This window comes from Novosphingobium sp. SG720 (genome assembly GCF_012275365.1).
Classification (GTDB): Bacteria; Pseudomonadota; Alphaproteobacteria; order Sphingomonadales; family Sphingomonadaceae; genus Novosphingobium; species Novosphingobium rhizosphaerae.
This window is the reverse complement of the sequence record NZ_JAAZQN010000009.1, coordinates 1-21,728: the sequence shown is the minus strand read 5'-3', so window position 1 is coordinate 21,728 and position 21,728 is coordinate 1. Positions and strand designations below refer to the sequence as shown.

Below are 21,728 nucleotides of genomic sequence, written 5' to 3'. Positions count from 1 at the left end.
CGCGGCTGTCGACCCACAGATTGCGCCGCCCCTAAACTCCAATTCGAATATCGGGTCAGTTTAGACAAAGCGACGAGCCGTGCCGATTTTACGCAATATATCTCGTTTTGAGCGTAGAGTCCTGCTGGACAGGTCTGCGGCGATGCGTCATGGTCAGGCATAATTAGAACTTAGGGTATGGCCCTTGAGTCGGCCGGCCTCTGGAGAGGATCGATGGATTTCACCTTCACCGAACGTGAGCGGCACTTCCAAGGCGCGGTGCGGGATTTTATCGCCATGCACGTCAGGCCGCAGGTCGAAGCCTATGGGACAGAGGTCAACACCGGCGATCGCTGGACGCCATCGCAAACGATCGAGGCGCTCAAGCCAAAGGCCCGGGCTGCCGGGCTGTGGAACCTGTTCATGCCGCCGGCATCGGGCCATACCCATGTCGACGACAGCTTCGTGTTCGCGGGAACGCAGCTCAGCAATCTTGAATATGCGCTCTGCGCCGAAGAGATGGGGCGCATCGGCTGGGCTTCGGAAGTGTTCAACTGCTCGGCACCCGACACCGGCAACATGGAAGTGCTGCACCGCTATGGCACGCGGGCGCAGAAGGATCGCTGGCTCAAGCCGCTGATGGAGGGCACCATCCGCTCGGCGTTCCTGATGACCGAGCCCGAGATCGCCTCGTCCGACGCGACCAACATCCGCACCTCGATCCGCCGTGACGGCGATCATTATGTGATCAACGGGCGCAAGTGGTGGTCGTCTGGCATGGGTGACCCGCGTGCCAAGCTGGCGATCGTGATGGGCAAGACCGATCCCGATGCCCCCGCGCACAGCCAGCAGGCGATGATCCTGGTCGATGTCGATACGCCCGGCGTGAAGGTCGAGAGGCTGCTGTCGGTTTATGGCTATGATCATGCCCCCCACGGCCATGCCGAGGTTACGCTGACCGATGTGCGCGTGCCGGCAGAAAACCTGCTGCTGGGCGAGGGTCGCGGCTTCGAGATTGCCCAGGGAAGGCTCGGGCCGGGCCGTATCCATCACTGCATGCGCACGATCGGCGCGGCCGAGGAGGCGCTGGAGGCCATGGCCAGGCGGCTTCTCTCGCGCACTGCCTTCGGCAAGCGCCTGTCCGAACACAGCGTGTGGGAGGAACGGGTCGCCCGTGCCCGCATCGACGTCGAAATGACGCGGCTGCTGTGCCTCAAGGCGGCCGACATGATGGACCGCGCCGGCAACAAGGCCGCGCGCAACGAGATCGCGATGATCAAGGTGCAGGCGCCGATGATGGCGCTGAAAATCATCGACGATGCCGTGCAGGCCCATGGTGGCGCCGGTGTCTCGGGCGATTTCCAGCTGGCGGCAGGCTGGGCCAACATCCGCACGCTGCGCCTTGCCGACGGCCCTGACGAGGTACACGCCCGCGCCATCGCCCGCGCCGAACTCGGCAAATACCGTGACGCCGCGCGATGAGCGATCTCGACCAGGACAAGCTGGCGGGATGGCTGAAACAGGCCACCACTGCCGAGCTGCATGCGGTGGAGAAGTTTGCGGGCGGGCAGTCCAACCCCACCTACCGCATCGCAACCTCGGCCGGAAACTTCGTGCTGCGGCGCAAGCCGTTTGGCCATTTGCTGCCGTCGGCCCACGCGGTCGACCGTGAATTTCGCCTGATCTCGGCCCTTTTCCCCACCGGATTCCCGGTGCCCCGTCCGATCGCGCTGTGCGAGGACGCGGGCGTGATCGGTGCCGTCTTCTACCTGATGGAACTGGTGGAGGGCCGCACGCTGTGGGACGGCACGCTGCCCGATATCCCCAGGCCCGATCGCCACGCCTATTACGAGGCGATGGTCGATACGCTGGCGGCGCTTCACGCGATCGATCACCAGGCCGTCGGGCTCGGCGATTTCGGTCCGCCGGGCAACTATTTCGAGCGGCAGATCCAGCGCTGGACCAAGCAGTATCGCGCCGCGCAGACGGACGACATTGCCGAGGTGGACAAGCTGATCGATTGGCTGCCGCGCACCGTGCCCGCGCAGACCCGCACTGCGATCATCCACGGCGATTACCGGATCGACAACCTGATCTACGCCGCAAACGCCCCCAGGGTGGCAGCAGTGCTCGATTGGGAACTGACCACGATCGGCGATCCGCTGGCCGACTTCACCTATTTCGCGATGAACTGGGCGATGCCGCGTGACGGGCGATCGGGGCTGGCCGGCATCGATCTTGCTGCCGAAGGGCTGCCGCCGCTTGGCGCCATGGTCGACCGCTATTGCGCGGCTAGCGGGCGGGACGCCTTGCCCGATCTGCATTGGTATTTTGCCTATAATCTGTTCCGCCTGGTCGGCATCGTCCAGGGCATCAAGAAGCGTCTGATCGATGGCAATGCCTCGAGCAGCAGGGCCGCAGAAGCCGTCGCCAAATTGCGACCGCTGGCCCAGGCCGCCTGGGCGCAAGCACGCCAGGCCGGCGCCACCGCATAAGGAGAGCGAGAAACATGGACTTGTTCGATCTGACCGGCAAAGTCGCGATCATCACCGGATCGTCTCGCGGCATTGGCCGCGCCATCGCCGAGGCTTATGCCGATGCCGGTGCCAAGGTGGTGATCTCCAGCCGCAAGCAGCAGGCCTGCGAGGAAGTTGCCAACGCCGTCAACGCCACGCATGGCGAGGAACGTGCCATCGCCATCGCTGCCAGCATCTCTGACAAGGCGATGCTGCAGACGCTGGTCTCGGAAACGCGCCGACGCTTCGGCAAGATCGACATCCTCGTCTGCAACGCGGCTTCCAACCCCTATTACGGCCCGATGGCCGGGATTACCGACGAGCAGTTCCGCAAGATCTTCGACAACAACGTGCTGGCCAACCATTGGCTGATCAACATGGTCGTGCCTGAAATGATCGAGCGCGAAAACGGCGCGATCGTGATCGTCTCTTCGATCGGCGGGCTGATCGGATCGGACGTGATCGGGGCCTACAACGTGTCCAAGGCCGCCGATTTTCAGCTGGTCCGCAACCTTGCGATCGAATTTGGCAGGCACAACGTGCGCGTCAACGCGATCGCACCCGGGGTGATCCGCACAGATTTTGCCAAGGCGCTGTGGGAAGACCCGGAGGCAGAGGCCGCGCTCAACCGCGTCACCCCGCTCGGCCGCATTGGCGAGCCCGACGAGATCGCGGGTGCGGCGGTCTTCCTCGCCTCGAAAGCCGGCGCCTATGTCACCGGCCAGGGCATTGTCGTTGACGGTGGCACGACGATCCGGGGCGGCCTGTGAACGCGCGGTTTGCGGGGAAGAGTGTCCTCGTCACCGGCGCGGCATCGGGAATTGGCCGTGCCACGGCCATCCTGTTTGCCGAACAAGGCGCACGGGTTCTGGCGGTCGACCTTGGTGATGGCGTGGAAGCGACCGCCGCCACGCATCCCGCGATTACCGCGATGCGCGGGGACGCCGGCAATGAAGGCGATGTCATGGCGATGATCGCCGCTGCAATCCAGACGCATGGCGGGATCGATGTGATCTTTGCCAATGCCGGGATCAGCGGCGGCATGGCGGGCATCTTCGACCAGTCGGTGGAGGATTGGCAGGCCCTGCTGCAGGTCAACCTGATCGGTCCGTTCCTGGCGATCAAGCATGGCGGCAAGGCCATGCTCGATGCCGGAACCGCCGGTGCGATCGTCTGTACCGCCTCTGTCGCAGGCTTGCGCGCCGGCGCGGGTGGCCCGGCATACTCCGCATCCAAGGCGGGGGTGATCAATCTTGTGCAGACCGCGGCACAGCAGCTCAGCGGATCGGGCATTCGCGTCAATGCGGTGTGCCCTGGCCTGATCGAGACGGGCATGACCCAGCCATTCTACGAACGCGCCCGCGCCAAGGGCAAGAGCGACCAACTGGGGCAACTCAACCCGCTCAAGCGCGGCGGCCAGCCCATCGAGATCGCCACCGCGGTTGCATTCCTCGCGTCCGACGAGGCCAGCTATGTCAACGGCCATGCCCTGGTCGTCGATGCCGGCCTCTCCTCCTCCCATCCCTTCGCCCGGCCGCGCGGCCTAGGCGAGACGTCCTTCTGACGAGAGAGCTTCCATGATCGAGACCAAGCTTCACGACGACGTCCTCGAGATTGTCATGGCCAATCCGCCGGTCAATGCACTGGGCGCGCAGGTCCGCCAGGGGCTGGCCAAGGCGCTGGCCGATGCGCAGGGCGATCCGGCGATCAAGGCGATCGTCATTCGCGGCGCAGGCAAGATGTTCTCGGGCGGCGCCGACATTACCGAGTTTGGCAAGCCGCCGGTCGATCCTTGGCTGCCGCAGGTGGTCGATGCGATCGAGGCGAGCGCCAAGCCGGTGGTCGCTGCCATTCACGGGACGGCGCTGGGCGGCGGGCTGGAAGTGGCGCTGGGCGCGCATTACCGGATCGCCAGCCCCAAGGCCAGGCTGGGCCTGCCCGAAGTCTCGCTTGGCATCCTGCCCGGTGCCGGCGGCACGCAACGACTGCCGCGCCTCGTGGGCGTGGAAACCGCGCTTGACATGATCGTCTCGGGCACGCCGATCGCGGCGAGCAAGGCGGCGCAGGCCGGGCTCGTCGACAAGCTGGCCGAGAGCGACGAAAGCCTTGCCGCCGAGGCGATCGCCTATGCCCGCACACTCGCCGCGCCCCGCCGCACCGGCGATCGCTCCGTTTCGGCCGATCCGGCAGTGTTTGAACAGTTCGCGACCCAAAATGCCCGCAAGATCAAGGGCCTCGATGCGCCCCAGGGCTGCATCGCGGCGGTGAAGGCTGCAACCGAACTGCCGCTCGACCAGGGGCAGGAAAAGGAACGCATGCTGTTCCAGCAACTTGTCGCCGGCGCGCAGTCCAGGGCGCTGCGCCACGTCTTCTTCGCCGAGCGCGCCGCGGCCAAGATCGATGGCCTGCCCAAGGATATCCAGCTCCGCCCGATCAACAAGGTCGGCGTGATCGGCGCGGGCACGATGGGCGGCGGCATCTCGATGAATTTCCTCTCGGCGAACATCCCGGTTACCATGGTCGAGATGGCGCAGGATGCGCTGGACCGTGGCATTGGCGTCATGCGCAAAAACTACGAGGCAACCGCCGCCAAGGGTAGGCTCACCGCCGAGCAGGTCGAAAAGGCGATGGGCCTGATCACGCCGACGCTCGACTTTTCAGCGCTTGCCGACTGTGACCTCATCATCGAGGCGGTCTATGAAAACATGGAGGTGAAGAAGGAGATTTTTGCCCGGCTCGACGGCATTGCCAAGCCGGGCGCGATGCTTGCGTCAAACACCTCCTATCTCTCTATCGACGAAATCGCGGCGGCAACGACGCGCCCGCAGGACGTGCTCGGCCTCCATTTCTTCTCGCCCGCCAACGTGATGAAGCTGGTCGAGGTGGTTCGCGGGGCCAAGACCGCGCCCGATGCGCTGGCCACTGGCATGGCTATCGCGCGCAAAATCGGCAAGGTGCCGGTTGTGGCCGGGGTCTGCTATGGCTTCATCGGCAATCGCATGCTGATCCCGCGCCAGGCCAACGCCAACGCGCTGCTGCTTGAAGGCGCCACGCCGGAACAGGTCGATCGCGTGCATACCGACTTCGGCATGCCGATGGGGCCGTTCCAGATGGCCGATCTCGCCGGCGTCGATATCGGCTGGCATCGCGATCCCAGCCGCATCGAAAGCCTTCAGGACGCGCTGTGCGCGCAGGGACGCTGGGGCCAGAAGAAGCAAGCCGGCTTCTACGATTACGACGAGAAGCGGCGGCCGACGCGATCGCCGGTCGTCGCGACGATCATCGACGATTTCCGCGCCAGGGCCGGGATCGTCCCGCGCGATATTTCCGACGAGGAGATCACGGTGCGTACGCTGTACTCTATGGTCAACGAAGGCGCCAAGATCCTGGAAGAAGGCATTGCCCAACGCGCTTCGGATATCGATGTCGTGTGGAACTATGGCTATGGTTGGCCGCGTCACAAGGGCGGGCCGATGTTCTGGGCAGATACGGTCGGATTGGACAAGATCGCGCAGTCGCTGACACGCTACCAGCATGCGCTGGGCGCCGAATTCACGCTGTCACCGCTGCTGCTCGAATGCGCCGCGCAAGGCAAGCCGCTCGACCGATAAGCGACGCAGAAAAAAGACAAGACGAGAGGAGAGCATCATGCCGCTACGCTTCGCTGAACCGGCGACCGAGGCCTATCGCTTCCCGCTGACCATCCGCCACCTGCTCGACAGTGTCCTGACCACGGCGGGCGACCGGCGGATCGTCTATCGCGAACAGGGCAGCTGGACCTATCGCGAGTTCGCCGGGCGGGTCGGCCGGCTCGCCTCGCTGCTGGCGGACCTGGGTGCCGAGCAGGGGATGACGATCGCGGTGATGGACTGGGACAGCCACCGCTATCTCGAGGCCTATTTCGCGGTTCCGATGATGGGCGCTGTGCTGCAGACGGTGAACGTGCGCCTGCCCGCGCCGCAGGTTGCCTACACGCTGAATCACGCCAACGCGGAGATCCTGCTCGTCCATCATGATTTCTTTCCGCTGGTCGAAGCCGTGCTGCCGTCGCTGCCCGGTGTAAAGGCGGTGGTCGCCATCATGGATGGCACGCAAGGCGCGCTGCCGGCCTATGCCAAGGGCGAGTACGAAGCGCTGTCAGCCGCAGCCTCGCCGGATTATCCGTTCGAAGACTTCGACGAAAACGCCGTTGCCACCACCTTTTACACCACCGGCACGACCGGCAATCCCAAGGGCGTGTGTTTCACCCATCGCCAGTTGGTGCTCCACACGCTGGCGTGCAATGCGCCGTTCGGCGCGGCGGATGGCACCGGCTTTGCCTACAAAGACGTCTACATGCCGTTGACGCCGATGTTTCACGTCCACGCCTGGGGCGTGCCCTATGTCGCGACGATGCTGGGCATGACGCAAGTCTATCCGGGTCGGTACGAGCCCGAGATGCTGTGCCGGCTGCATTCGCAGCACAAGGTGACCTATTCGCACTGCGTGCCGACGATCCTGCGGATGCTGCTCGATGCGGCCGAAAAGACCGGCACCGATGTCAGCGGCTGGACGATCACCGTGGGTGGATCGGCGCTGTCGGCGCAACTCTGCGCGGAAGGGCGTCGCAAGGGCATGCGCCTGATCGCGGGGTACGGCATGTCGGAAACCGGGCCGCTGGTCTCGGTCGCGCGCATCCGCCCCGGCACCGAAGGCGATGACGCGGCAGAAATCGAGGCGCTGACCGCGACGGTCCCCGCCCCGCTGATTTCGGCGCGGATCGTCGATGATGACATGAACGATGTGCCGCACGACGGGCAGACGCGCGGCGAGCTGGTGCTGCGCGCGCCCTGGCTCACCCCCTGCTACACCGGCGATGCCAAGGCCTCGGAAGCATTGTGGCGCGGCGGCTGGATGCACACGCAGGACATCGCGACGATCGATGCCGATGGCTATATCCGCATCCGCGACCGGCTGAAGGACGTGATCAAGACCGGCGGGGAATGGATCGATTCCATCCAGCTGGAGGAACTCGTCGCCACTGCCGAAGGCGTGGTGGAAGTGGCGGTGGTGGCCATGCCCGACGCCAAATGGGGCGAACGGCCCTTGGCGGTCGTGGTCGCGCGGCCCGGTGCCGCACTGACTCTCGAAGCGCTGAACGCGCCGATCGAGGCAGCGATCAGCCAGGGCACCATCACCCGCTATGCCAAGCTGGAGCGCTTCGCAGTCGTCGATGGCCTGCCCCGCACCAGCGTCGGCAAGATCGACAAGAAGCTCATTCGCGCCACCCATGCCGACAACGCCCAGGCGGGTGTCGCCTGATGCCCCACTCCGCTTGTCCCGGCAGGCCCCGCTCTGCCCTTGCCCGCCGCGTGGCGGCCTGTTTGAAAGGTTGATCTGATGGATCTCCACTTCTCGCCCGAGGAAATGGCTTTCCGCGAGGAAGTCAGGGCTTTCCTGAAGGATCGGCTACCCACCCGCATCGCCGAAAAGGTGCGCACCAGCAAGCGGCTCACCAAGCAGGACATGGCAGAGTGGCACGCCATCCTCAACGAACGCGGCTGGTATGCCAACCACTGGCCCAAGGAATACGGCGGCCCCGGCTGGTCGGTGGCGCAGGCGGCGATCTTCGACATCGAGAGCGCGCTGGCCCACGCACCGCGCATCGTCCCGTTCGGCGTTTCGATGCTCGGCCCAGTGCTGATCAAATATGGTTCGCAGGCGCAAAAGGATCATTGGCTGCCGCGTATCCTCGACGGCACCGACTGGTGGTGCCAGGGCTATTCCGAACCTGGCGCAGGCTCTGACCTTGCCAGCCTGAAAACCAGCGCGGTGCGCGATGGCGACCATTACGTCGTCAACGGCCAGAAGACCTGGACCACGCTTGGCCAGTATGCCGACATGATTTTCTGCCTGGTGCGCACCTCGACCGAGGGCAAGAAGCAGGAGGGCATCTCGTTCCTGCTGATCGACATGAAGACGCCCGGCGTAGAGGTTCGTCCGATCATCCTGCTCGATGGCGAGCATGAGGTGAACGAGGTGTTCTTCACCGATGTGCGCGTGCCGGCCGAAAACCTGGTTGGCGAGGAGAACAAGGGCTGGACCTATGCCAAATACCTGCTGACCTACGAGCGCGCGGGCCTTGCCGGGGTTGGCGGCTCGATGGCGGCGTTCAACCACCTCAAGGAAATCGCGCAAAGCCAGCGCAAGGGGGGCCGGCCACTTGCGGAAGACCCGTTGTTCGCCGCGCGGCTCGCCCGGTTGGAAATCAACCTCGAGAACCTCAAGATCACCAATCTGCGCGTGCTGGCCGCTTCGGGAAGCGGCGGGTCGGCGCCGCTGGAAATGAGCGCGATGCTCAAGATCTGCGGCACCGAGATCCGCCAGGAGATCACCAGCCTCACCCGGCGCGCGCTGGGGCCATACGCCCAGCCCTTTGTCAGCGAAGCGCTGGACGAGGGCTTCAACGGCGCGCCCATCGGCCCGGACTATGCGGCGCCGGTAGCGGTGGACTATTTCAACAACCGCAAGCTCTCGATCTTCGGCGGCTCCAACGAAGTGCAGCGCGAGATCATCACCAAAGCCCTGTTGGAGCTCTGAGCCATGTATTTCCACCACAGCGAAGATCGGCAGATGCTGGCCGACATGCTCGGCCGCTATCTTCAGCAGCGTTACCCGTTCGACATCCGCAACAAGATCAGCGCGTCGCCCGAAGGCTGGTCGCGCACGCATTGGGCGGAACTGGCGGAACTGGGTGTCGTGGGCGCCCTGTTCGGCGAGGGGGCGGGCGGCTTTGGCGGCACCGGCTTTGATATCGCGGCCGTGTTCGAAGGATTGGGCAAGGCACTGGTGGTCGAGCCGTTCCTTGGCACGCTGATGGCCGGCCAGGCACTGGCCATGGCCGCGGGCAAACAGGACGCGCTGCTGGCCGAGGTGATCGCCGGGACCACCCTGCTCGCCTTCGCGCATGAAGAGCCGCAGAGCCGATATGATGTCAGCGACGTCGAAACCCAGGCTTTGCCCAACAGCGCGGGCTGGGCGCTCCAGGGTTGCAAGGCGGTTGTCCCGCAGATCGAGGCGGCCGATCGCATTCTCGTCTCGGCGCGGATCGCCGGCGCACCGGGCGATGAAGCCGGCATCGGCCTGTTCCTCGTCGACAAGGCGGCGGCCCGGCTGCGCGGCTATCCCATGGTCGACGGCGGGCGCGGCGGCGAGCTGGTCCTCGATAACACGCCGGCCACGCTGGTGGCCAAGGACGGCTTCCCCCTCATCGAGCAGGCGATCGCCGCCGGCATTGTCGCGCTTGCCTGGGAGGCCGTGGCGGTGATGGACGTGCTCAAGACCACAACGCTCGATTATCTGCGCACGCGCCGTCAGTTCGGCGTGCCGATCGGCAAGTTCCAGGCGCTGCAACATCGCATGGCCACCGTGGCACTGGAGATCGAGCTGGCGCGCTCTGCCGCGATCAGCGCCGCCGATGCGCTGGGCCAGGATCGGCGCACCCGCGAACGTGCCGTCTCGGCCGCCAAGTACACGATCGGCCGCGTCGGCACGCTGGTGGCCGAGGAATCCATCCAGATGCACGGCGGCATCGGCATGACGTGGGAGCTGCCGCTCTCGCACTACGCCAAGCGGCTGACGATGATTGGCCACCAACTCGGCGACGAAGACCATCATCTTGAACGCTTCATTGCCTTGGGGCACGCCTGATGAGCAGCGATGCATTGCCCTCGGCCGGATTGCTTGCCTTCCAGCTGGGCGACTGGCTGAACGCACTGGGCGGGGATGACCATGGCACGTTCCTCGCCATGCTGGAAATGGCGCACAAGCTCGCGGCTGACGAATTCATGCCGCACTATCGCCAGGCCGACCTCCAGGAGCCGACGCTCGATGCGGATGGCGTGCATATTCTGCCCGCGATCAAGCAGGCCCTGGCCCGCTATGCCGAACTCGGCCTGTTCGGGATCAGCTTCCCCGAAGAGCTGGGTGGGCTCGGTCTTCCCACCACGACATCGCTGGCGCTCTACGCGGTCTTTGCCGCAGCCAATGTGTCGACCTCTGCCTATCCGATGCTGACGACGGCCAATGCCCGTCTCATCACCGCGTTCGGCACGCCCGCGCAAATCACGCGGTTCGCGCGTCCGCAGATCGCCGGGCGCTGGTTTGGCACGATGTGCTTGTCAGAGCCGCAAGCCGGTTCGAGCCTGGGCGATATCCGCACCCGCGCCACCCCCGATGGCGAGGACGAGCACGGCGTCCGGTATCGGATCACCGGCAACAAGATGTGGATTTCGGGCGGCGACCAGGATGTGAGCGAGAATATCGTCCACCTCGTCCTCGCCAAGATCACCGACGAGAATGGCGCGCTTCCGGCCGGATCAAAGGGCATCTCGCTGTTCATCGTGCCCAAATGGCTTGCGGATGGATCGCCCAACGATGTTGTCGTGGCCGGGCTCAACCACAAGATGGGCTTTCGCGGCACGTCCAACTGCCTGCTCAATTTCGGCGAGCGCGACGGCGCAATCGGATGGCGCGTGGGCGCCCCGGGCCAGGGGCTTGCCCAGATGTTCATGATGATGAACGAGGCCCGGATCGGGGTCGGCATGGGCGCTGCCGCCCTGGCCTACCGCGGGTATCGCCAATCGCTGCGCTATGCACGCGAACGGGTGCAAGGCCGCGCTGTCGGCACCAAGGGCGGCGATCCGCTGCCGATTATCGACCATCCCGACGTTCGCGCCATGATCCTGCGACAAAAGGTCTATGCCGAGGGTGCGATCGCGCTCTGCCTCTATTGCGCGCACCTTGTCGATCAGGCGAGCGAGGATGCAGAGGCACTGCTCGCGCTGCTTACCCCGGTTGCCAAGACGTGGTCGTCCGAGTTCGGCCTCGCTGCCAACGACCTCGCCATCCAGGTTCTGGGCGGGTACGGCTACACGCGCGATTTCGATGTCGAGCAGCTCTACCGCGACAACCGCCTCAATCCGATCCACGAAGGCACCACAGGCATCCAGGCGATTGACCTGCTGGGACGCAAGATCCTGTTTTCCGATGGGCGCGGCCTCGCAATACTGCGCGACAGGATCACCGCCACGGCCGCATGCACGGATGGCACCCTCGCCGGTTGTGCCACTGCGCTGACCGCCTTCTGGGACCGCTTGGCACAGACCATTGCCGGGTTGCAGAAGCGCAGCGGCGCCGGCGCCTTTGACGATGCGACGCTGTTTCTGCGCGCCTTTGGCCACGGTGTGGTCATGTGGTTGTGGTTGGACCAGGCCGGGAAGGCCACCGTCGATAGTCCGCTGCGGCCCGGCATCCTCGCTGCCTGCCGTTTCATGGCCGAAACCGAATTGCCACAGGCTTTGGCGTGGCTCCGCGTGGTCGACACGCACAGCGATCTGGTGCGCCACCTGCCGGAAGAGGCCTTCGCATGACCGATCTTCCCGCCGCCATCCAGGCCGAGATCGGCGTAACCCGCCATTCGGACTGGGTCATCGTCGATCAGAAGATGATCGATCTCTTCGCCGAGGCGACGCATGATCACCAATTCATCCACGTCGATCCGGCGCGCGCGGCGCAAACACCGTTCGGCGGCACGATTGCGCACGGCTTTCTCACCCTGTCACTGCTGGCCTGGCTCGAGGCTTCGATCGCACGCCCCGCCATGCCGCCTGCCAAGATGGCCGTGAACTATGGGCTGGACCGAGTGCGGTTCATCTCGCCGGTTCGCTCCGGCAGCCGGATTCGCCTGGCCTCGACGCTTGTCGATATTACCGAGAAGTCACCTGGTCGCTTTCAACAGACACTCGATGTCACGATCGAGATCGAGGGGCACGCCAAGCCCGCCCTTGCCGCCATTTGGCTCACCCAATTCACGATTTGAAACATCAGGAGATTTTCGTGCGCGACGCCGTCATCGTTTCCACCGCCCGTACGCCGATCGGCCGCGCCTATCGCGGCGCCTTCAACGCCACCCCCTCCCCGACCCTCGCCGCGCATGCGATCCGCAGCGCTGTCGAGCGGGCCGGCGTGGACCCGGCCGAAATTGACGATTGCATCATCGGCGCTGCCTTGCCGCAGGGCGTGCAGCACACGATCGGGCGCACCGCCGCCTTGCGAGCCGGCCTGCCGGTAACGGTTTCGGGCCTTACGATCGACCGGCAATGTTCCTCCGGGCTCATGGCGATCGCCACGGCTGCCAAGCAGGTCATTGTCGATCGCATGAACGTGGTCGTTGCCGGCGGCGTTGAATCCATTTCGCTGGTGCAGACGCCGCAAATGCGGGTTGAGCCCGATCGCGCGCTGCTCGCGATGGTGCCAGACATCTACATGCCGATGCTTCAGACGGCCGAGATTGTCGCCAAGCGCTATGGCATCTCGCGCGCTGCGCAGGATGCCTATGCGTTGCGCTCGCAGCAACAAACCGCCGCGGCCCAGGCCGCCGGAGCGTTCGACCAGGAAATCGTGCCCGTAACCGCAACGATGGCCGTCGCCGACAAGGCCACCGGAGAAATTTCGCACCGCGACGTCACGCTGACGAAAGACGAAGGCAATCGCCCGGAAACCACGGCAGAAGGGCTCGCCGCGCTCAAGCCGGTGGTTGAAGGTGGCGTCATCACCGCGGGCAATGCATCGCAACTGTCCGATGGCGCTTCGGCCTGCGTGATCATGGAAGCCAGGCTGGCTGCCGATCGCGGGCTCACGCCGCTCGGCCGCTATGTCGGCATGGCAATGGCTGGAACCGAACCCGATGAAATGGGCATCGGCCCAGTCTTTGCAGTGCCCAAGCTGCTCGAACGGTTCGGCCTTGGCATGGATGACATCGGGCTGTGGGAGCTTAACGAAGCCTTCGCCGTGCAGATGCTGTATTGCCGCGACACGCTGGGCATTCCCGATGACCGGCTCAACGTCAATGGCGGCGCGATCTCGATCGGCCATCCCTATGGCATGTCGGGCGCGCGCATGGTCGGTCACGCGTTGATCGAGGGCAAGCGGCGCGGTGCGCGGCACGTTGTCGTGACGATGTGCGTGGGCGGCGGCATGGGCGCGGCCGGCCTGTTCGAGGTGCTGTGATGAAAGCGCTCATCTCCCGCGCGCCCGGTGGCCCTGAAACGCTGGAACTGGCCGAGTTGCCAACCCCGCAGCCTGGCCGGTCCGAACTGCGGATCCGTGTCGTCGCCTGCGCCATCAACTATCCCGATGTGCTCATCATCGAGGACAAGTACCAGTTCAAGCCAACCCGCCCCTTCGCACCGGGTTCGGAGGTTTGCGGTATCGTCGATGCGCTGGGCGAGGGCGTGGAGGATTGGGCGATCGGCGATCGGTTGATCGCGATCACGCTTGGGGGCGGACTGGCTGAACAGGTCATCGTTCCCGCCGCCTCGGCAGTCCGCCTGCCCGACGGCGCCGATCCGGTCGAAGGCGCCGCGCTCGTCTTCACCTATGGCACCACGATCCACGCGCTGAAGGATCGCGGGCAACTCAAGGCCGGTGAAACGCTGCTGGTCCTGGGCGCGGCGGGCGGCATCGGCCTGTCTGCAATCGAGATCGGCAAGGCGCTTGGGGCCACGGTCGTGGCCGCCGTTTCCAGCGCGGAAAAGGCCGCCGCCGCGCGCCAAGCCGGTGCCGACAGCACGTTGATCTATTCATCAGGCCCCTTGGACAAGGCCGCGTCCAAGGCGCTGGCAGACACGTTCAAGGCGGCCGTGGGCCCGCACGGCGCGCATTTGATCTACGATCCCGTGGGTGGCGACTATGCCGAGCCGGCGCTCCGCAGCATTGCCTGGGAAGGTCGCTACCTAGTCACCGGCTTCCCGGCGGGGATACCGCATCTGCCCCTCAACCTGACGCTGTTGAAAGCCTGCGACATGCGCGGCGTTTTCTGGGGCGGCTTCGTTTCCCGCGAACCGGAACGTCATCGCGCCCATGTGCGCGAACTGCTGCACTGGTGGCAGAACGGACAGATCAAGCCACGGATCGACCGCGTCTTCCCCCTCGCCGAAGGCGGCGCAGCGATCGCGCGGCTGGCCAACCGTTCGGCGATCGGCAAGGTCGTCGTGAGACTGTCGCAGGACGACTAGCTATCTAGTTGCGGAACGTCATTGGGATCAGATAGGATGGGGCATCGCGGAGAACGCAAGGACCTCTTCGCCTGAGAAGTAGTCCCGGTCGGCCAGTATCGTCAGATCTTCCACGCCGGTCGCTTCGCGTGCCAGCTTGCCCATGGCAGCAAGCGCACTTCGGTCGTGACCGACGTTCGTAACCTCGTGCGCCACGAAAAGATGGTGGTCTGCGTCGACAGCTGCCTGAAGGTTGTAACCGACCTGTCCCGTCCCCTTGCCGGTGCTCGCCATGGCTCGCGCATCCGGGTCGGTCAGTGATATCTGCCGATCGGGCGCGGCCTCGACCGCCTGCTCCATCGCCTTGAGGTCGCGCATCTGTCGGCGAAGAGCCTCGAGCCGCTCGGCAAGTCGGGTCGTGCGAATCTCGGCGACCTCGCTTTCCTGCCGGTCGGCGGTATCGAGCATGACCAGATATCGCTCGATGCTCGCATCCACCTGCTCCATCCGACGGCGGATCGCACCCGGCGTGAAGTTCTTGTCGCGCGTATTAACCGCCCTGAACAGGCTGCCGTCCACCGCCACCGTTCCGCCAGCGATGAGGCCAAGGTTACGGCACAGTGCTACAAACTGCCGGCACGTCGCCTGGATCGCCTGGCCGTTGTCGCGCCGGAAATCAGCAATGGTCTTGAAGTCTGGCGCCAACTTGCCCGTCAGCCACATCAGCTCGACATTGCGACCTGCCTCGCGCTCAAGCCGCCGGCTCGACTGCACCTGGTTCAGATACCCGTAGAGATATAGCTTGAGCAGCATCGCCGGGTGATATCCCGGGCGCCCCGTAGACGCTGCATCCTCGAAGCCGAGCCCCGCCAGATCCAGTTCGTCGATGAAGACATCAACCACGCGTACCGCGTTGTCCTCGGACACGTAATCATCAACGCTATCGGGCAAAAGCAGCTTCTGCCGGCGGTCACAGCCCTCGATGAAACGTCCCACTTCGGCGCCTCCTACAACGCCAAAATCATAGCATATCAGGGCGTTTTCACACAGCCTCCACCCAATTTCGGTCGTTCCCGAAGCGCTGGATTTGTCCACGCGGCCTGGCCGCCGCGCCGGGGTTGCGCATGATTTACAACCCGCCAGTGACCAACCCAAAATAGACGTCTCGCTGCTGCTGCCTTCCATTGAGCAAGCAGCAGCGAGCAGCATCGATCAGGCTTGACCTGCCGGCTGGCCGGCTGGAACTTCGGCAACCTTACCGTCCTTGAAAAGGGCGTCATACTTGGTTTCGAGGTTCTTGAACTCGGTCCCGCAGATTTTGTCCCACCAGCGGAAATACAATCCATAGTTTCCGCGGACCATCTGGTGATGCATGTAGTGATGCATCGCGGTGTTCTTCCATCGCAGCACCGGAACCTTGAGCCACCAGGACGGATAGACCTCGTAGCCGAGGTGGCCGATCACGTTCAACGCCAGCTGGCCCAGCCCCCAGACCACCGGGATCGAAACGTGCCACGGCAGGAGGAGGAACAGGGGGAGCATGGCCACCGCCGCGCCTGCTTCGCCCAACGCCTCCAGCGGGTGGAAGTGAAACGCCGAGTAAGGCGTCGGGTCGGTGCTTTCGTGATGAACCTTGTGCACCCGATCATACAGCTTCGGGTGATGCATGATGCGATGCATCCAATAGAAGTACGCATCGTGGATCACGAAAACAAAGAACAGGATCATCGCGTAATAGGCCCACCCGTGGGAAGCGATGTCGCTATAGCTGTTTTTTTCCGATGCCGGGACGAGAAACGCCGTCCAGATATCGACAGCAATGAAAATTACCTGCGTGCAGGTGCTGAACAGCGCCTCGCGAAACACCTGACTGGGCTTGGGCCAAGGCTTGCGCGACAGTTTGCGCTTTTTCAGCGGCTTGTCGAGCAACACCCAAAACACCACGAAGAAGGTCGTCGCAAAGGCGATGTACTTCGCGGTTTCACTAAAGAAGATCTGCACCTGCTCGTTGGCTTCCGAGCCGAGCAGGGGATTGATGACGGTGGCCAGCAAGGCTGCGCCGGCGCCGCCCAATCCGATCCAGATCGGCGTGCGTGTCGACTTTATCGGGCCTTCTCTTGTCGCCATGGGATTTCCTCGCGTTGAGCCGACCCGCCGTACCGAGCTTCAATGGAGGAAATGTGGAGGGAAGTTGGAGCGCGCGTGGCGAAGCTAGTGGATTCCGGTCGATCAACCCGGCAAGGACCAGCCGCATTGAACTTCGCCACCCGATCTCGGACGATCTGCAACATGCCCCCGCCGATCCGCGCTGGCCGCCTCGGTCCGGCTCGCGCCATCATAGATCGCTGCCAGCACGAACAAGCGTCAGGTCTGTGCGCCGTCCCGCGAGCCGCGAGCCGCCTTCCTCACATAGGCGGCGTCGAAATCTGTGCAAATCGCCATGGCAAACTCCAATCCGCTTGCCTTCTTGAATCGGCGCCCCCCCCCCGATCGCAACCCCCGAGAGGCACGATCTCTGATCCTTGGTATGAGGCTGGTTGGCTGCCGGTACGCCATAATGGAAATTTTTGCCCTCATTGGTAATGTTCGCAGGCCCTTCCTCGGACGTAAAAATCGAGCATTCGTTCAGACGGCACCTGCGCATTTCTGCCCGCAGCAATGCCATCAGCACTTAAGAATTCGTCCCTTCAGCATCAGGCCGTCGCGCATATTGAGGCCCAGCAGCATGATGTTGACGGCGCCTGAGATCAATTCGATTACCTGAACCACATAGAAGGAGGCGTCGAACCGCCCGACCTGCGCCTTCTGCGCCAGAAAATACGCCGAGGGTATCAGGATTAACAAGCCGGTCGCCGCAACGAAAGGCATGCGCCGAAGTTTGGCGCCCACTATCCCCCCTTACGCCCCTTGGCCAATGCGAGACCCGATCCACCGGTGGCCACCAGAGCGGGTATCAGCAGGAAAAGGCCCCATGGCACAACGGATTTGACTGCGACGAACGGTTCTTGAGGCCAAGATTTCGCTACCCAGCGTAGAGAGCCAAACGGTGGCGATCGTTATCAGCGCGATGGCGCCCGCCACGGGGTGCACTGTCTTGAGCATCTTACCGCCCCTTCAACTGTATTTCGAATCACGACATCATGATGACATAACGACATCATACAAGCAATGTCAATTTGACATTATACTGTCCATCTGGGTACGACGAGCCATGACTGATGCCCACGCCACCCCCGTCGTTGAAGCCGTGACAGCCCTCGTGCTGGACTTGTTTCGCGTGAACAATCTCGCACTCAATTCAGGCGATAGGCTGGTAGCAGAAATCGGCCTGACCAGCGCACGATGGCAAGTGCTGGGTAGCATAGTTGCGGCAGAACGCCCGCAGCCAGTCGCCCGGCTGGCGCGCGACATGGGAACCAATCGGCAAAATGTGCAACGCATCGTCAACGATCTGGAGAAAGAGGGCTCGATAGAGTTTCAGCCCAATCCTCATCACCGGCGGGCGCAGTTGGTGGTGTTGACTGACAAAGGGCGACAGACTTTCGAAGCCGCCATGGCACGACAAGGGCCATGGGCAGAACGCCTGGCGCAAGGCCTGGATGCATCAACGATCGTCTCTGCTCATCGCGTGCTTTTGGCTCTTAAGCAGAACCTTACCCGCCATGGATGACATCGACCCCACGCACCTGATAGGCCCACGCGAGCAGTGGCCTATCTGGACCGTCGCTCGATCGAACTGCCTATTGCGATCGGCCCACTCATGGCGTGGAATCTGATGATGGCGCAACCGCTTCCTTTGCTGAAGGCTGCGTTCTGATTGCGCGATGCAATGTTACCGCCCGATTGCTACCGCCTCGCTTGGATAAGCCATGTCGTTATTGACGTCGTTATGTACGTCATGAGCGATGGAGGCCGGCGTGGCGGTGCTCGAGGTTTTGAATGTTGAACGGCGGCGGCGTTGGTCGGATGCGGCGAAGGCGTCGATCCTGTCCGAGGTTGGCGTTGATGGCTGGACGGTGAGCGATGTTGCGCGCCGTCACGACGTGACGCGGCAGCATTTGTACCAGTGGCGGCGGGATTTGCGGCAAAAGGGGGTGTGGCCTGGCCACGGCGGCGAGGCGTTTGTGGCGGTCGAGCTGCTGCCTGTGCCCGCAGATGCGGGTGGGCCCGCAACGTGCGAGGCGTCGACGTCCGAGGTGACGATCATTCTGGGCAACGGCCGGCAACTACGGTGCCGCGAGACGATCGGCGATGCCGAGCTGAGCCGGTTGCTGCGCGTGCTGGGGGCGGCGTGATCGGACCTGGCGCCGGCGCGCGGGTCTATCTGGCGTGTGGCGCGACCGATATGCGCAAGAGCATCACGGGCCTTGCCGTTCTGGCGCAGGAACACTTGCGGCAGAACCCCGCCAGCGGCGCGGTCTTTGCGTTCCGCGGCCGCAGGGGTGACCGGATCAAGTTGCTTTACTGGGACGGGCAGGGTTTTTGCCTCTATTACAAGATCCTGCAGAAGGGCCGGTTTCCCTGGCCCGGCAGCGGCGATGCGGTGGCGCGGCTGACCTCGGCACAACTGGCCATGCTGTGGGAAGGGATCGACTGGCGGCGGCCGTCATGGGGGGCGCCGCCGGCACGCGTTGGGTGATCTATCAGGCTGATTTTGGGTATTTTTCTGGCGGATTGACGGCAATTCTGCTATCCCGTGGGCATGCCATCGATCGCCGCATCACTGCCCGATGATCCCATCGCGCTCAAGGCGATGGTGGCGGCTTTGCAGGCGCAGAACAGCGCCTTGTCGGCCACGGTGCGCGTCTTCGAGCAACACATCGCCGACCTGCAGTTGCGCATCGCCAAGCTCAAGCGGCAGGCGTTCGGCAAAAAGTCCGAGAAAGTCGAGCGCGAGATCGAACAACTCGAACTCGCGCTCGAAGGCCTGCTGATCGCCAGGGCCGAGGCCAGTCCGGCCGCGGCAAGCGATGATGATGACGCGCCCGAACCGGCCCAGCCCGCGGCGGCAGCGCGGGCGCCGCGCCGCCGTCCCCGCGTCTCGGCCGAGACCCCGCGCGAACGCCGCGAACTCGATCCCGGTGCGGCCTGCCCCGATTGCAGCGGCACCCTGCGCGTGGTCGGCGAGGACGTCAGCGAGATGCTGGACCTGATCGCCGCCCGGTTGAAGGTCATCGAGATCGCGCGGATCAAGAAGTCCTGTCGCGCCTGCGAGCGGATGGTGCAGGCGCCGGCATCGAGCCGGCCGATCCCCGGCAGCATGGCGACCGCCTCGTTGCTGGCGTATATTCTGGTCTCCAAGTTCGACGATCACCTGCCGCTGTACCGGTTGAACGAGATCTTCGCCCGCATGGGCGCAGACATCCCCGACAGCACGATGGCCGACTGGTGCGGGCGCACCATGAAGCTGCTCCTGCCATTGATCGAGCGGATCGAGGGTCACGTCCTGGCGCATGATCTGCTGCATGCCGACGATACGCCGATCCGGGTGCTCGATCGCAGCCTGCGCACCGCCGGGGTTGGCGGGCAACTCGGCAAAGGCGTGCGCAAAGGGCGCATCTGGGCCTATGTCCTCGACCAGCGGCCGTGGGCCGGGCTGGCCCCGCCAGGTATCGCCTACAAGTTCGCCGCCGACTGGAAGCAGGAACACGTGCTCGCGCACTTGCGCGATGCACGCGGTATCCTCCAGGCCGATGCGTACAAGGGCTATGCCAAACTTTACGCGCCAGGACCTAATGGCACCGCGCCATTCCGCGAGGCGGCGTGTTGGGCGCATCTGCGCCGTGATTTCCATGACCTGTGGGTCGGTGCCAAGTCGCCAATCGCCCGCGAGGCTCTCGATCGCATCGGTGCCCTCTACGACATCGAGGCGCAGATCATGGGGAAAAGCGCCGCCGATCGGCTCGCTACGCGTCAGGCCCAGAGCAAGCCCAGGGTCGAGGCCTTCCACGCATGGGCTCAGGCCCAACTGACCAGACTTCCCATCAAGGGCGACCTCGCCAATGCCTTCCGCTACGCGCTCGCACGCTGGCCGGCCTTCTGCTTGTTCCTCGAGGATGGCCGCGTCGCCATCGACAACAATGCGGCGGAACGGGCGCTCAAACCCATTGGAATCGGCAGAAAGAACTGGTTGTTCGCCGGGGCCGACACCGGCGCCGAAACTCTCGCGCGGGCAATGACCATCATCGAAACTGCCAAGATGAATGGCCTCGACCCGCAAGCCTACCTTGCCGACGTGCTGGCGCGCATCAACGATCACAAGATCAACCGGCTCGACGAATTGTTACCCTGGAATTGGAGCCCGCTGCTGCCGGCAGCAAAGGCTGCTGCCTGATGCCCACCGTCCGCCATGTCTTCATGCTCGATTATGTCGCCGACATCCTGGGCGAGCACCCTGAACTCATCGACGCCATCGTCAGCAATGACGATAATCTGACCTACGGCTCGATCATCTCCGTTGGTTTGGGTCCGGACGAATGGCGCACCGCACTGACCGACAATGCCATCGACGAATTACGAAGCATGATCGCCGACGCACGGCGATCTCCTGACGAATGGGAGCAATTCCTGCAGGACCTTGTCTCCGATCCTGCCACCATCGAAATCGTCAAGGCCTATAAGCTGCGGTAACAATCGGGCGATTACGATGCAATTTCGGCTCCGTTCGGCGTAAAGAGGATCGGCGGGTTTAGCCGGCAGCAGCATGCGTCCGTTCAGGTGGGCGACTACCTTGATTTCTTCCTCGTTGAAGGCGTGACGTCCAACACCTTGCTACTCATCGAGCGTGATCGGCACCTCGATGTGATGACCTGCGTTTCAACGCACGGGACTCGCCTGAGTATTACATCCTCGGTGGTGGTGCGCAATGGCTTTGGGCACGCGTATATGCTGCTGGTAGGTCAGGCGCATAAGTGGATTGTGCAGAGCATGCTGTCTCGTTTGCGTCGGACTTTGTCAGTTCAGGGCTGATCCTACATCGGCCGCCGGCAACCGTAATCTGCGCGAAGTAAATTTATCCGGCGAGTGCTTGTCGTCTCCAATCGAAATCATCGTGAGGTGAATATCACCAGTTTCGCTGCCCCTTGATTGCCTTGGACCGCTGCCTAATACCAAGGTGCAATGATCAGAACCCATTTGCCCATTGGCGCATCCCGATGGACATGATCCGCCATGGCTGATCGACGAGCTTGTTCCATGC

20 protein-coding genes and 1 pseudogene are annotated in these 21,728 nt (G+C 63.8%); 18 read left to right on the top strand and 3 right to left on the bottom strand.

Going from position 1 to position 21,728, the window contains the following annotated elements; translation table 11 throughout:
• Positions 1-213 precede the first annotated feature (213 nt).
• The 12 genes from FHW94_RS21665 (at position 214) to FHW94_RS21610 (ending at position 14,551) form a co-directional block, all read left to right on the top strand.
• Positions 214-1,461 (top strand): acyl-CoA dehydrogenase family protein, encoded by a 1,248-nt coding sequence (locus tag FHW94_RS21665; protein WP_168557931.1) that lies wholly within the window; start codon positions 214-216, stop codon positions 1,459-1,461.
• Positions 1,458-2,474 carry a phosphotransferase family protein gene (locus FHW94_RS21660; protein ID WP_168557930.1) on the top strand — a complete coding sequence of 339 codons (1,017 nt, stop codon included), beginning with the start codon at positions 1,458-1,460 and terminating at the stop codon, positions 2,472-2,474. The genes FHW94_RS21665 and FHW94_RS21660 overlap by 4 nt, the downstream gene beginning before the upstream one ends.
• Positions 2,475-2,488: 14 nt before the next feature.
• Positions 2,489-3,265 carry an SDR family oxidoreductase gene (locus tag FHW94_RS21655; protein WP_168557929.1) on the top strand — a complete coding sequence of 259 codons (777 nt, stop codon included), beginning with the start codon at positions 2,489-2,491 and terminating at the stop codon, positions 3,263-3,265.
• Positions 3,262-4,059 carry an SDR family oxidoreductase gene (locus FHW94_RS21650; protein WP_168557928.1) on the top strand — a complete coding sequence of 266 codons (798 nt, stop codon included), beginning with the start codon at positions 3,262-3,264 and terminating at the stop codon, positions 4,057-4,059. The genes FHW94_RS21655 and FHW94_RS21650 overlap by 4 nt, the downstream gene beginning before the upstream one ends.
• Before the next feature lie 13 nt (positions 4,060-4,072).
• Complete coding sequence (locus FHW94_RS21645; RefSeq protein ID WP_168557927.1) at positions 4,073-6,106, top strand: 3-hydroxyacyl-CoA dehydrogenase NAD-binding domain-containing protein; 2,034 nt, start codon at positions 4,073-4,075, stop codon at positions 6,104-6,106.
• A 37-nt stretch (positions 6,107-6,143) separates the two neighbouring features.
• Positions 6,144-7,796, top strand: a complete 1,653-nt coding sequence (locus FHW94_RS21640) for a long-chain-fatty-acid--CoA ligase (protein ID WP_168557926.1) — start codon at positions 6,144-6,146, stop codon at positions 7,794-7,796.
• Between the two features lie 78 nt (positions 7,797-7,874).
• Entirely contained in the window at positions 7,875-9,074 is a 1,200-nt protein-coding gene (locus FHW94_RS21635; RefSeq protein WP_168557925.1) for an acyl-CoA dehydrogenase family protein, read from the top strand.
• Between the two features lie 3 nt (positions 9,075-9,077).
• Complete coding sequence (locus FHW94_RS21630) at positions 9,078-10,184, top strand: acyl-CoA dehydrogenase (RefSeq protein ID WP_168557924.1); 1,107 nt, start codon at positions 9,078-9,080, stop codon at positions 10,182-10,184.
• Positions 10,184-11,905, top strand: coding sequence for an acyl-CoA dehydrogenase (locus FHW94_RS21625; RefSeq protein WP_168557923.1), 1,722 nt, complete (start codon positions 10,184-10,186; stop codon positions 11,903-11,905). The genes FHW94_RS21630 and FHW94_RS21625 overlap by 1 nt, the downstream gene beginning before the upstream one ends.
• Positions 11,902-12,354, top strand: coding sequence for a MaoC family dehydratase (locus FHW94_RS21620; protein ID WP_168557922.1), 453 nt, complete (start codon positions 11,902-11,904; stop codon positions 12,352-12,354). The genes FHW94_RS21625 and FHW94_RS21620 overlap by 4 nt, the downstream gene beginning before the upstream one ends.
• Before the next feature lie 17 nt (positions 12,355-12,371).
• The gene (locus tag FHW94_RS21615; protein WP_168557921.1) at positions 12,372-13,544 is read left to right on the top strand and encodes an acetyl-CoA C-acyltransferase; all 1,173 of its coding nucleotides are present in this window, start codon (positions 12,372-12,374) and stop codon (positions 13,542-13,544) included.
• Entirely contained in the window at positions 13,544-14,551 is a 1,008-nt protein-coding gene (locus FHW94_RS21610) for an NADPH:quinone oxidoreductase family protein (protein WP_168557920.1), read from the top strand. Before FHW94_RS21615 ends, FHW94_RS21610 begins: the two co-directional genes overlap by 1 nt.
• A 54-nt stretch (positions 14,552-14,605) precedes the next feature.
• Here FHW94_RS21610 and FHW94_RS21605 read toward each other — a convergent pair.
• The 3 genes and pseudogenes from FHW94_RS21605 to FHW94_RS23475 form a co-directional block, all read right to left on the bottom strand.
• Positions 14,606-15,526 (bottom strand): annotated as a pseudogene (locus FHW94_RS21605) (IS1182 family transposase); the annotation flags it as partial.
• A 216-nt stretch (positions 15,527-15,742) separates the two neighbouring features.
• On the bottom strand, positions 15,743-16,657 hold the full coding sequence (locus tag FHW94_RS21600) for a sterol desaturase family protein (protein WP_168557919.1): 915 nt from the start codon (positions 16,655-16,657) through the stop codon (positions 15,743-15,745).
• A gap of 537 nt (positions 16,658-17,194) precedes the next feature.
• On the bottom strand, positions 17,195-17,419 hold the full coding sequence (locus tag FHW94_RS23475) for a hypothetical protein (RefSeq protein WP_246866341.1): 225 nt from the start codon (positions 17,417-17,419) through the stop codon (positions 17,195-17,197).
• A 322-nt stretch (positions 17,420-17,741) separates the two neighbouring features.
• On the opposite strand from FHW94_RS23475, the gene FHW94_RS21590 reads away from it, so the two are divergent.
• From FHW94_RS21590 to FHW94_RS21565, 6 genes are all read left to right on the top strand, one after another.
• Positions 17,742-18,200 (top strand): MarR family transcriptional regulator, encoded by a 459-nt coding sequence (locus tag FHW94_RS21590; protein ID WP_168557918.1) that lies wholly within the window; start codon positions 17,742-17,744, stop codon positions 18,198-18,200.
• Positions 18,201-18,447: 247 nt separating this feature from the next.
• Positions 18,448-18,825, top strand: coding sequence for a transposase (locus tag FHW94_RS21585; RefSeq protein WP_168557917.1), 378 nt, complete (start codon positions 18,448-18,450; stop codon positions 18,823-18,825).
• On the top strand, positions 18,822-19,169 hold the full coding sequence (gene tnpB / locus FHW94_RS21580) for an IS66 family insertion sequence element accessory protein TnpB (RefSeq protein WP_168557916.1): 348 nt from the start codon (positions 18,822-18,824) through the stop codon (positions 19,167-19,169). The genes FHW94_RS21585 and tnpB overlap by 4 nt, the downstream gene beginning before the upstream one ends.
• A gap of 63 nt (positions 19,170-19,232) precedes the next feature.
• Positions 19,233-20,864: an IS66 family transposase gene (locus FHW94_RS21575; protein ID WP_168557915.1), complete on the top strand. Its 1,632-nt coding sequence runs from the start codon at positions 19,233-19,235 to the stop codon at positions 20,862-20,864.
• Entirely contained in the window at positions 20,864-21,160 is a 297-nt protein-coding gene (locus FHW94_RS21570; RefSeq protein WP_168557914.1) for a hypothetical protein, read from the top strand. The genes FHW94_RS21575 and FHW94_RS21570 overlap by 1 nt, the downstream gene beginning before the upstream one ends.
• 21 nt (positions 21,161-21,181) lie before the next feature.
• Positions 21,182-21,499, top strand: a complete 318-nt coding sequence (locus tag FHW94_RS21565; RefSeq protein WP_168557963.1) for a DUF2867 domain-containing protein — start codon at positions 21,182-21,184, stop codon at positions 21,497-21,499.
• The last annotated feature ends 229 nt before the right edge of the window (positions 21,500-21,728 follow it).

Excerpts from the sequence above, each read along its gene's own strand:
- FHW94_RS21635 (WP_168557925.1), top strand. The coding sequence starts at position 7,875 with ATGGATCTCCACTTCTCGCCCGAGGAAATGGCTTTCCGCGAGGAAGTC.
- FHW94_RS21660 (WP_168557930.1), top strand. The coding sequence starts at position 1,458 with ATGAGCGATCTCGACCAGGACAAGCTGGCGGGATGGCTGAAACAGGCC.
- FHW94_RS21640 (WP_168557926.1), top strand. The coding sequence starts at position 6,144 with ATGCCGCTACGCTTCGCTGAACCGGCGACCGAGGCCTATCGCTTCCCG.
- FHW94_RS21600 (WP_168557919.1), bottom strand. The coding sequence starts at position 16,657 with ATGGCGACAAGAGAAGGCCCGATAAAGTCGACACGCACGCCGATCTGG.
- FHW94_RS21655 (WP_168557929.1), top strand. The coding sequence starts at position 2,489 with ATGGACTTGTTCGATCTGACCGGCAAAGTCGCGATCATCACCGGATCG.
- FHW94_RS21575 (WP_168557915.1), top strand. The coding sequence starts at position 19,233 with ATGCCATCGATCGCCGCATCACTGCCCGATGATCCCATCGCGCTCAAG.
- FHW94_RS21620 (WP_168557922.1), top strand. The coding sequence starts at position 11,902 with ATGACCGATCTTCCCGCCGCCATCCAGGCCGAGATCGGCGTAACCCGC.
- FHW94_RS21570 (WP_168557914.1), top strand. The coding sequence starts at position 20,864 with ATGCCCACCGTCCGCCATGTCTTCATGCTCGATTATGTCGCCGACATC.
- FHW94_RS21665 (WP_168557931.1), top strand. The coding sequence starts at position 214 with ATGGATTTCACCTTCACCGAACGTGAGCGGCACTTCCAAGGCGCGGTG.
- FHW94_RS21630 (WP_168557924.1), top strand. The coding sequence starts at position 9,078 with ATGTATTTCCACCACAGCGAAGATCGGCAGATGCTGGCCGACATGCTC.
- FHW94_RS21610 (WP_168557920.1), top strand. The coding sequence starts at position 13,544 with ATGAAAGCGCTCATCTCCCGCGCGCCCGGTGGCCCTGAAACGCTGGAA.
- FHW94_RS21590 (WP_168557918.1), top strand. The coding sequence starts at position 17,742 with ATGACTGATGCCCACGCCACCCCCGTCGTTGAAGCCGTGACAGCCCTC.
- FHW94_RS21625 (WP_168557923.1), top strand. The coding sequence starts at position 10,184 with ATGAGCAGCGATGCATTGCCCTCGGCCGGATTGCTTGCCTTCCAGCTG.
- FHW94_RS21645 (WP_168557927.1), top strand. The coding sequence starts at position 4,073 with ATGATCGAGACCAAGCTTCACGACGACGTCCTCGAGATTGTCATGGCC.